The following is a 9,221-nucleotide window of genomic DNA, read 5'->3' on the forward strand; positions in this document are numbered from 1 at the left end:
TGCAACGCACCCAACGCGACCCCACCATCCGCCTCACGCTTGAAGTAGATGTTGAAGAACGCCAGGAACCGATGCCACGCAACACCCATGCTCGGGTTCAGACCGATCGTCACCGCCCACGCGCCGGTGGCGGTCAACTTGATCATCGCGGTCAGGTAGACCAGGTTCTCCAGCGTGGACTCGCTCAGGTCCTGGAACGCCAGGCTCAGCGGATACGACGCGAAGAAGCCCGCCTCGTAGTGGTCCACCCCCAGCAGGGCGGCCTCCAGGGCGCGCAGCGTCAGGATCGCGAGGCCGATCACCAGGATCGTCCACTCGACGTAGTACGCCTGCCAGGACACCGAGCCGGCGAACCGCGACTTGCGGCCCGGACGCGAGGGCAGGCTGAGCTGCCGGATGACCATCAGCACCACGATGCCGACGAAGGTGGCCAGCGCGATGAACTCGGTGAAGAGTTCGTACGGCAACCAGTCGCCGATCACCGGGAACACCCAGTGCGCGTCGAAGAGCTGGACGATCGCGGTGACGATGGTCAGGCCGAGGGTCAGGAAGCCGACGGCCACGAACCAGTGGGCCACGCCGACGACGCCCCACTTGAGCATTCGGGTGTGGCCGAGGAACTCCCGGCCGAGGGTCGCGGTGCGCTGCGCGGGTTGTCCGGTTCGGCTGCCGTCCGGCTGGCCGACCTGGACGAAACGATAGATGTGCGCGACGGCGCGCGCCGCGAGCGCGGCGCCGACCACCAAGGTGACCAGCGAGATCACGATCGCTGCGAGCTGCATGGGCGTTCGGCTCCTCCGGTGGGACGTCCCTTCCGGGGCGTGTATCGGCCGACAGCGTATGGCCGTGCGGGCATCTTACCCACTGGTAACTTAACCACTGCATCGATGATATCCGTCACGCTGGACGCTACCGGCTTCGCGGGTTTTGTCCGCTTCGCTCGGCCCTGGGTGATCTTGTCGTACCGCGCGTGTCGTGCCCGGCCCGACCATCGCCTGACGCCCCGTCAGATTCGTGTCCACAGGCATGCTGCCACGCCGAGGCGCCGGGACCCCCACCAGGTCCCGGCGCCGTGACAGGCCCGCCCGGCCGCGCGCCGAGCCGTTCGATCAGAGCGTCTTCGCGCCCGCCGGCTTGCGAGGCTGCACGACCAGGGTGTCGCTCGCCTCGTCCAGGTCGACCACGACCGTGTCGCCGTCGCCGATCTCGCCCGCGAGCAGCGCCCGAGCCAGCTTGTCGCCGATCGCGGTCTGGATCAGCCGACGCAGCGGGCGCGCGCCGTACGCCGGGTCGTACCCGGTCAGCGCGAGCCACTCGCGGGCCGCGTCGGTCACCGTGAGGGTGATCCGGCGGTCCTTGAGCCGGGCGCCGAGCCGGTCGACCTGGAGTCCGACGATGTGCGCGAGCTCCGCGGTGCCGAGCGCTTCGAAGAGCACGATGTCGTCGAGCCGGTTGAGGAACTCCGGCTTGAACGCGTTGCGCACGACGTCCATCACCATGCCCTGCTGCTGCTCCCGGGACAGCGCCGGGTCGACCAGGTACTGCGACCCCAGGTTCGAGGTCAGGATCAGCACCACGTTGCGGAAGTCGACCGTGCGGCCCTGGCCGTCGGTCAGTCGCCCGTCGTCGAGCACCTGGAGCAGCACGTCGAAGACCTCGGGGTGCGCCTTCTCCACCTCGTCCAGCAGCACCACCGAGTACGGCCGACGGCGGACCGCCTCGGTGAGCTGGCCGCCCTCCTCGTAGCCCACGTAGCCGGGCGGCGCACCGACCAGGCGCGCGACCGAGTGCTTCTCCGCGTACTCCGACATGTCGATCCGCACCATCGCGCGCTCGTCGTCGAAGAGGAAGTCGGCGAGCGACTTGGCCAGCTCGGTCTTGCCCACCCCGGTCGGGCCCAGGAACAGGAACGAGCCGGTCGGCCGGTCCGGGTCGGCGATGCCGGAGCGGGCCCGGCGGACCGCGTCGGACACCGCCGCCACGGCCGCCTTCTGGCCGATCAGCCGGCGTCCCAGCTCGTCCTCCATCCGCAGCAGCTTGCCGCGCTCGCCCTCCAGCAGCCGGCCTGCCGGGATGCCGGTCCAGGACGAGACCACATCGGCCACGTCGTCCGGGCCGACCTCCTCCTTGACCATCGCGGTGCCGTCCGTGCCCCGGTCCCCTTCGGTCGCGGCGGCCTCGGCCAGCTCGCGTTCCAGGGTCGGGATCCGGTCGTACATCAGCTTCGACGCGGTCTCGAAGTCGCCGTCGCGCTGGGCCCGCTCGGCCTCGCCGCGCGCGGCGTCCAGGCGCTCCTTGAGTTCGCCGACCCGGTTCAGGCCGGCCTTCTCCTGTTGCCACCGCGCGGTCAGGCCGCTGAGTTGCTCCTGCTTGTCCGCGAGGTCCTTGCGCAGTCGCTCCAGCCGCTCCCGGCTGGCCGCGTCGGTCTCCTTGGACAGCGCCATCTCCTCCATCCGCAGCCGGTCGACCGAGCGCTGCAGCTCGTCGATCTCGACGGGGGAGGAGTCGATTTCCATCCGCAGCCGGGACGCCGCCTCGTCGACCAGGTCGATCGCCTTGTCGGGGAGGAAGCGCGCGGTGATGTAACGGTCGGACAGGGTGGCCGCGGCCACCAGGGCCGAGTCGGCGATCTGCACCTTGTGGTGCGCCTCGTACCGGCTCTTGAGCCCGCGCAGGATCGCGATGGTGTCCTCGACGCTGGGCTCGCCCACGAACACCTGCTGGAACCGGCGTTCCAGCGCGGGGTCCTTCTCGATGTGCTTGCGGTATTCGTCCAGCGTGGTCGCGCCGACCAGGCGCAGTTCGCCGCGCGCGAGCATCGGCTTGAGCATGTTGCCCGCGTCCATCGAGCCGTCGCCGCTGGCACCCGCGCCCACCACGGTGTGCAGTTCGTCGATGAAGGTGACGACCTGGCCGTCGCTGGACTTGATCTCGTTCAGCACCGCCTTGAGCCGCTCCTCGAACTCGCCGCGGTACTTCGCGCCCGCGACCATCGCGCCCAGGTCGAGCGCGATCAGCCGCTTGTCGCGCAGCGACTCGGGTACGTCGCCGGCCACGATCCGGCGGGCCAGCCCCTCCACGACGGCGGTTTTGCCCACCCCGGGTTCACCGATCAGTACCGGGTTGTTCTTGGTGCGGCGGGACAACACCTGGACCACCCGGCGGATCTCCGAGTCGCGGCCGATGACCGGGTCGAGCTTGCCGTTGCGGGCCTCCTCGGTCAGGTCCCGGCCGTACTTCTCCAGTGCCTGGTAGGTGTTCTCCGGATCCTGCGAGGTGACCCGCGCGCTGCCGCGCACCGCCTTGAAGGAGTCGAGCAGTGCCTGCGGGGTGGCCCCCGCGTCGCGCAGCGCCTCGGCGACCGGGCCGGAGCGGCCGGACGCGAGTCCGACCAGGAGGTGCTCGGTGGACACGAACATGTCGCCGAGCTTGTCCGCCTGCTTCTCCGCCTCGTCCAGCGCGAGCATCGTCTCGCGGGCGAGCTGCGGCGCGGCCACCGTCGATCCGGACGCGCTCGGCAGGCGATCCGCGATCTGTCCGGCCGCGACCTTCAGGAGCGGCACGTCCACACCGGCCGCGCCGAGCAGCGGGACCGCGATCCCCTCGGGCTGTTCGAGCAGGGCGAGCAGCAGATGCGCGGGCTCCACCTGGGGGTGTCCCGCCGCGGAAGCCTTGCGGATGGCGACCGAAAGGGCCTCTTGGGCCTTGGTGGTGAGCTTCTGTGCATCCATGTGAGGTGTGCGACTCCTTCGATTCGGGCACGCGCTGTCACTGCCATCATCCCGTCCGTGCCGCGCGTGTACCGCACCCGAACGGTTCGTTGACTGTGAGAACCACAACTAAGTTGAGTCTATTCCACTCAACCGTGCGTCGGTGTGCATGCCTAGACTGCGGACATGCCAGATGTGTCCGGTGCCCTCGAAACACTCGACGCGCTCGCGGATGCGGCGGTACGGCTCATCCCGGCGGCGCCCGGGGCCGACCGTGTCGTGCTCGGCCTCGCCGGTCCGCCGGGAGCCGGGAAGTCCACGCTCGCCGGGCGCCTGGTGCGCGCGATCGAGCAGCGGGTCGGCGTCGGTACCGCCGCGTACGTGCCGCTCGACGGCTTCCACCTCTCGAATATGCAGCTCAAGCGGATCGGCCGGTTGCATCGCAAGGGCGCGGTGGACACGTTCGACGTGTGGGGCTACGCGACCACGCTGGCGCGCGTGGTGCACGAGGTGGACCGGGACGTGTACGTGCCGGACTACGACCGCACGCTGCACGAGCCGGTGGCCGCGCGGCACGTGGTCCGTCCCGGCACCCGGATCGTGGTGACCGAGGGCAACTACCTCGCCCTGGACGCCCCCGGCTGGACCGACGCCTACTGCCTGATGACCGAGGTCTGGTACGTGCACGCCTCGGACCGGGTCCGCGACGAGCGGTTGACCAGGCGTCAGCGCCGGGGCGGTCGCAGCCCCGGCGAGGCGATGGCCTGGGTCGCGGGCAGCGACCGCCCCAACGGCGAACTGGTCAAGCGTTCCAAATCCCGCTGCGCGCGGGTGGTCACCGTGGTCTGGTGACGGGCCCGAGCGGCGCGCCGATGCCGCGCGCCGAACCCCGCCGGCCGCGCCCGCTCTAGGTGAGCCACCCCGGCGTCGGCACCAGCAGTTCCACGTTGCGGTCCTCCAACCGGCCCCGTCGGCCGTCCACCTTCGAGTCGGGGCGGTCGCGCTCCTGCCAGTCGTTGCCCGCGAGTTCGCGGGCCAGCGCGGCCAGCGCGACCGGGCTGTCCAGCTTGCCGCCGTTGGACTCGGGCCCGGCGGAGTCGACGATGGTGCCGTAGATGGAGAGCGTGCCGTTCTTGTTGTCGCCGATCTCCACGATCCGCGCCTGCGAGGGCCAGTCGATGTGCGACGCGGTGTTGATCTCCCAGAAGCCGCCGGGGACCGCGCTGCCCGCCGGCCGCGGGTAGGGCTTCACGTTGTTGTCGTGGGTGTGCCCGTTGACCCACAACACGACGTTCGGGAAGCGCAGCAACAGCGCCTGCACCTGCGGGCCCAGGATCCGCGCGGGTTGTCCCGAGGGCACCGTCTTGTTCACCAGCGTGTCGATGGTGTGGTGGCTGAACAGCACGAACAGCATGTCCTGGCCGGTGCCCTGGACCACCTTGCCCTGCTCGTCCAGGTAGCTGGAGCTGCCCTTGACCAGGTGGTCCTGGAGCCAGGCGAACTGGGTCGGGTCCAGGCAGCCGGAGTCCAGGCCGTACTGGTTCACCGTGTCCAGGACCAGGCAGCGCACCCGACCCTGGTCGAAGCTGTAGTACGCGGTCTTGGCGTCCAGGTTCGCCTGGGTGAAGCCGTGGCCCTTGGGCAGGCCACTGGTGTTGAAGTGTTCCTTGATCGTCTCCGCACGGTCGATCAGCCGGCGGTCCGGGTCGGCGGTGACCTTGCGCTTGGGCCCCGACAGCAGCGCGGCGAGCGCGTCCGGCTTGCCGCTCTGCAGCCCGAGTGCGAGCGAGACGATGGTCTGACCCGCGGATATGTCGAGCACCTTCTCGTCGCCGACCGCGACCTTGGCCAGCAGTTCGTTGACCGGCAGGTTGCCCTGGACCAGGCCGTCGTGGTTGCCGTACGCGCTGTACCAGGGGGTCTTCAGGCCGGTCGCCTCGAACGGACGCCGGCACGCGTCGAGCAGGCCCGGCACGGTGGGGAAGCCGTAGTCGCGCCGCGGCACGTCGTCCTTCTGCCCGGCCGGCGTGCCGTCCGGGTGCCAGTAGCGCTCGTGGTACGCGACCGCGTCCATCGGGCCCTCGTACTTGTTCCGGTCGCCCGAGTCCGGGGTGACCTTCTTTCCGCCGTCCAACACGTCGATGTACCAACGCAGTTCGTTGAACTGGATGTTGTCGGTGTTGTCGCCCGTGCAGATGGTGAAGGCGAGCGGCCGACCCAGCGCCGGGCCCTTGCCTATCCGGTTCAGCGACTGCACCATCGCCTCGGCGATCTGTGCGGTCAGCACCTCCTGCGGGCGATACGACGACTGGAACGGCAGCAGCTTCGCGAACGGCTGGTCCTTGTCGCTGTGCCGGTCCAGGAAGTCCACCCGCGCGGTCGACTGCGAGTCCTGGATGTGGATGTCGGTCAACTGGGTGAAGGCGACCAGCGGTTCGCTCTTGGCCTTGCTGCCCGGGCCGGCGCCCGGGGCCAGCTCGGTGCGCAGCAGGTGTGGTTCGCCGGGTCCGGCGACCACCTTGCGGTAGCCGCCCGCGCCGGGCGGGCCGAGCACCAGGGTGCGCTCCAGCGTGGTGCCGGCCGCGCCCGCCGGACCGCCGGGGCTCGGGGCGCCGGATTTGGGCGCCTCGCTCGACTTCTTCGTGTCCGGCTCGTCCTTGGCGTCGGTGCACGCCGCCGCTCCGAGCAGTGCCGCGCTCGCGGCCGAGTACTTCAGGACGTCCCGACGATTCGGCTTCATGCGGCGACCCTACTGACGCGTATCGAGCGGCATCAAGGTTGCTCGGAACCCCACCCGCGACCGCTCGGCCGGCCGAACCGCAGGCACGAACGAGGGGCGCGGCCGAAGCCACGCCCCTGGGGTATCGCCGCCCGGCCGTGCGTCAGTCGGTGCGTCCGCGCCTGGGTTTCCAGACCACCAGCGCGGTGCCCGCCTGCGGTCGGACCGGGACCAGATCGCGCCGGTAGGAGGCGTGTACCGCCGCCTCGCGGCGGGCGCTCGCGTCGGTCGCCTCGTGCAGCCCGTGTTCCAACTCGGCCACGCGCATGCGCAGCGCGAGCACCTGGTTCTCCAGTTCCAGGATGCGTTTGATCCCGGCGAGGTTGATGCCGGCCTCCTGGGAGAGCCGCTGCACCTCGCGCAACTGCACGATGTCGCGGGCGGAGTAGCGCCGCCCGCGACCGGCCGTGCGGTCCGGCGAGACCAGGCCGAGTCGGTCGTACTGGCGCAACGTCTGCGGATGCAGGCCGGACAGTTGTGCGGCCACCGAGATCACGTAGACCGGCGAGGTCTCGTCGATCTCGTAGCCACGCCGCCCGCCGATGCCGCCGTCGCCGCCCAAACCGCCCGGTCGCATGTCATGCCCCCTTCGCCGCGTCCAACAGATCGGCTCGGGGATCGTGCGCGACGGTCGCCTCGCGGAACGCCTCCAGCGCCTCGCGCGCCTTGTCGTTCAGCAGTTGCGGAACCGTCACCTCGATGGTGACCAGGAGGTCGCCCCGAGTGCCGTCCTTGCGTGCCGCACCGCGCCCGCGCACGCGCAACGTGCGGCCGTTGCCCGTGCCCGCGGGGAGCTTGAGCGTGACCGGGACGCCGCCCAGGGTGGGCACGGTGATCTCCGCCCCGAGCGCGGCCTCCGGAAAGGTGACCGGCACGGTGACCGTGAGGTTGTCGCCCTTGCGGCCGAATACGGCGTGCGACTTGACGTGCACCACGACGTAGAGGTCGCCGGAGGGGCCGCCGCGCTCGCCGGGAGCGCCCTTGCCCTTGAGCCGGATCCGCTGGCCGTCCTGGACCCCGGCCGGTATCCGGACCTGCATCGTGCGCGAACTCTTGGCCCGACCGCTGCCGTTGCACACGATGCACGGGTCGTCCACCAGCAGCCCGCGGCCCTTGCAGTCGCGGCACGGCTCGGAGAAGCCGAAGCCGCCCTGCGGCCGACTGACGTTGCCGGAACCGGCGCAGGTCGGACACATCCGCGGGGTGGTGCCCGCGGCCGCGCCCGTGCCGTTGCAGTGCCGACACGGCTCGGAGCTGGTCAGTCGGATCGGCACGGTGGCGCCGTCGACCGCGTCCGCGAAGCCGAGGGTGACCTCGGACTCCACGTCCGAACCGCGCCGGGGCTGCTGGCGTCCGGTCTGGCGACCGCCGCCGAACAGCCCGCCGAAGATGTCGCCCAGCCCTCCGGCGTTGCCCGCACCGCTCTGTTGCTGGCCACCGAAGATGTCGCCGAGGTCGAAGGGGAAACCGCCGGCGCCGCCCTGGCCGCCGCCGGGGCCGCGGAAGCCGCCCCCGCTGCCGAACAGGGTGCGCGCCTCGTCGTACTCCTTGCGCCGCTTGTCGTCGGCGAGCACGTCGTAGGCTTCCGAGATCTCCTTGAACCGTTCCTCGGCCTTGGTGTCACCCTTGTTCTTGTCCGGGTGGAACTCGACGGCGAGCTTGCGGTAGGCCTTCTTGATCTCGGCGGTGCCGGCGTCCTTGGGGACGCCGAGCACCTTGTAGTAGTCCTTCTCCAGGTAGTCCTTCGTACTCATGCGCCCCTCGCCGATCGGGTCGGGGAGCCCTCGTGCTCCGAGCGCCCGTTTCCGGATCCACTCCACCCGCGCATCGGCGTCCCTCCTCTCCGCTTCTCGTCGTCTGGTTCCCGGTGACGGTTCAGCTTCCGGCCGCTTCGCCCGACTCCTCCGGACCGCCCTCGGCTTCCGCCGTGGGTTCCGCGACCGCCACCCGCGCCGGTCGGATGATCCGCTCGCCGACCTGGTAGCCGGGCTGCAGGATCTCCACGCACGTGGGTTCGGTGACATCGGTCGCATACGAGTGCAGCAACGCCTCGTGCACCGTCGGGTCGAACGCGTCGCCCTTGGAACCGAAGCTCTGCAGCCCCATCTTGGCCACGATCGACTCCAGCGATTCGGCGACCGACTTGAAGCCGCCCGCCAGTTCGCCGTGGTCACGGGCCCGACCGATGTCGTCGAGCACCGGGAGCAGTTCGCTCAGCACCTTGATGGCGGCCAGTTCGCCCGCCACGTTGCGGTCCCGCTCGACGCGCTTGCGGTAGTTCGCGTACTCGGCCTGAAGCCGTTGCAGGTCGGCCGTGCGCTCGCCGAGCTGGTTGCGCAGCTCGGCCAGCTCCGCCGCCCCGGGGGCCGGGGCCGCCGCCGAGGCGGCGGTCCCGGTTTCCGGCTTCGGCTCTGTCTCTTGGGCGTCGCCCGGGACGGCGCCGTGGTTCGAGCCGGTCCCTTCGGTCACGCAGCACCGCCCTTACGGTCCTCGTCGACGATCTCGGCGTCCACGACGTCGTCGTCGGCAGTGTTGCCCGCCGCGTCGCCGGTCGAACCGGCCGCGCCCTCGGCACCCGGCTGGGCGTTCGCGTACATCGCGGTGCCCAGCTTCTGGCTCGTGGTGCTGACCTTCTCTGCGGCGTCGCGGATGGCGGCCAGGTCCTCGCCCTTGAGCGCGTCCTTGAGCTCGGTCAGCGACGTCTCGACCTCGGTCTTGACGTCGGCCGGCAC

General features: G+C 70.5%; 6 protein-coding genes and 2 pseudogenes. 1 reads left to right on the top strand and 7 read right to left on the bottom strand.

Features of this window, described 5'->3' with window-relative positions:
• Both ABZ374_RS47365 and clpB read right to left on the bottom strand, forming a co-directional pair.
• A pseudogene (locus ABZ374_RS47365) lies at positions 1–782 on the bottom strand (Fe-S oxidoreductase); the annotation flags it as partial.
• 327 nt (positions 783–1,109) lie between these two features.
• Entirely contained in the window at positions 1,110–3,731 is a 2,622-nt protein-coding gene (gene clpB, locus ABZ374_RS47370; RefSeq protein ID WP_360324730.1) for an ATP-dependent chaperone ClpB, read from the bottom strand.
• Positions 3,732–3,896: 165 nt separating this feature from the next.
• On the opposite strand from clpB, the gene ABZ374_RS47375 reads away from it, so the two are divergent.
• Positions 3,897–4,562, top strand: a complete 666-nt coding sequence (locus tag ABZ374_RS47375; RefSeq protein WP_360324733.1) for a nucleoside/nucleotide kinase family protein — start codon at positions 3,897–3,899, stop codon at positions 4,560–4,562.
• 55 nt (positions 4,563–4,617) lie between these two features.
• Here the strand turns inward: ABZ374_RS47375 and ABZ374_RS47380 are convergent, their stop codons facing one another.
• The 5 genes and pseudogenes from ABZ374_RS47380 to dnaK form a co-directional block, all read right to left on the bottom strand.
• Complete coding sequence (locus ABZ374_RS47380; RefSeq protein ID WP_360324736.1) at positions 4,618–6,450, bottom strand: TIGR03767 family metallophosphoesterase; 1,833 nt, start codon at positions 6,448–6,450, stop codon at positions 4,618–4,620.
• 142 nt (positions 6,451–6,592) lie between these two features.
• Complete coding sequence (locus ABZ374_RS47385; protein WP_360324738.1) at positions 6,593–7,066, bottom strand: helix-turn-helix transcriptional regulator; 474 nt, start codon at positions 7,064–7,066, stop codon at positions 6,593–6,595.
• A 1-nt stretch (position 7,067) separates the two neighbouring features.
• On the bottom strand, positions 7,068–8,243 hold the full coding sequence (gene dnaJ, locus ABZ374_RS47390; protein ID WP_360324740.1) for a molecular chaperone DnaJ: 1,176 nt from the start codon (positions 8,241–8,243) through the stop codon (positions 7,068–7,070).
• A 121-nt stretch (positions 8,244–8,364) separates the two neighbouring features.
• On the bottom strand, positions 8,365–8,958 hold the full coding sequence (gene grpE, locus ABZ374_RS47395; RefSeq protein ID WP_360324742.1) for a nucleotide exchange factor GrpE: 594 nt from the start codon (positions 8,956–8,958) through the stop codon (positions 8,365–8,367).
• Positions 8,955–9,221 (bottom strand): annotated as a pseudogene (dnaK, locus tag ABZ374_RS47400) (molecular chaperone DnaK); the annotation flags it as partial. The gene grpE and the pseudogene dnaK, both read right to left, overlap by 4 nt.

Origin of the sequence: Embleya sp. NPDC005971, from assembly GCF_040629175.1 — a bacterium.
Classification (GTDB): Bacteria; Actinomycetota; Actinomycetes; order Streptomycetales; family Streptomycetaceae; genus Embleya.

Excerpts from the sequence above, each read along its gene's own strand:
- clpB (WP_360324730.1), bottom strand. The coding sequence starts at position 3,731 with ATGGATGCACAGAAGCTCACCACCAAGGCCCAAGAGGCCCTTTCGGTC.
- ABZ374_RS47380 (WP_360324736.1), bottom strand. The coding sequence starts at position 6,450 with ATGAAGCCGAATCGTCGGGACGTCCTGAAGTACTCGGCCGCGAGCGCG.
- dnaJ (WP_360324740.1), bottom strand. The coding sequence starts at position 8,243 with ATGAGTACGAAGGACTACCTGGAGAAGGACTACTACAAGGTGCTCGGC.
- ABZ374_RS47385 (WP_360324738.1), bottom strand. The coding sequence starts at position 7,066 with ATGCGACCGGGCGGTTTGGGCGGCGACGGCGGCATCGGCGGGCGGCGT.
- ABZ374_RS47375 (WP_360324733.1), top strand. The coding sequence starts at position 3,897 with ATGCCAGATGTGTCCGGTGCCCTCGAAACACTCGACGCGCTCGCGGAT.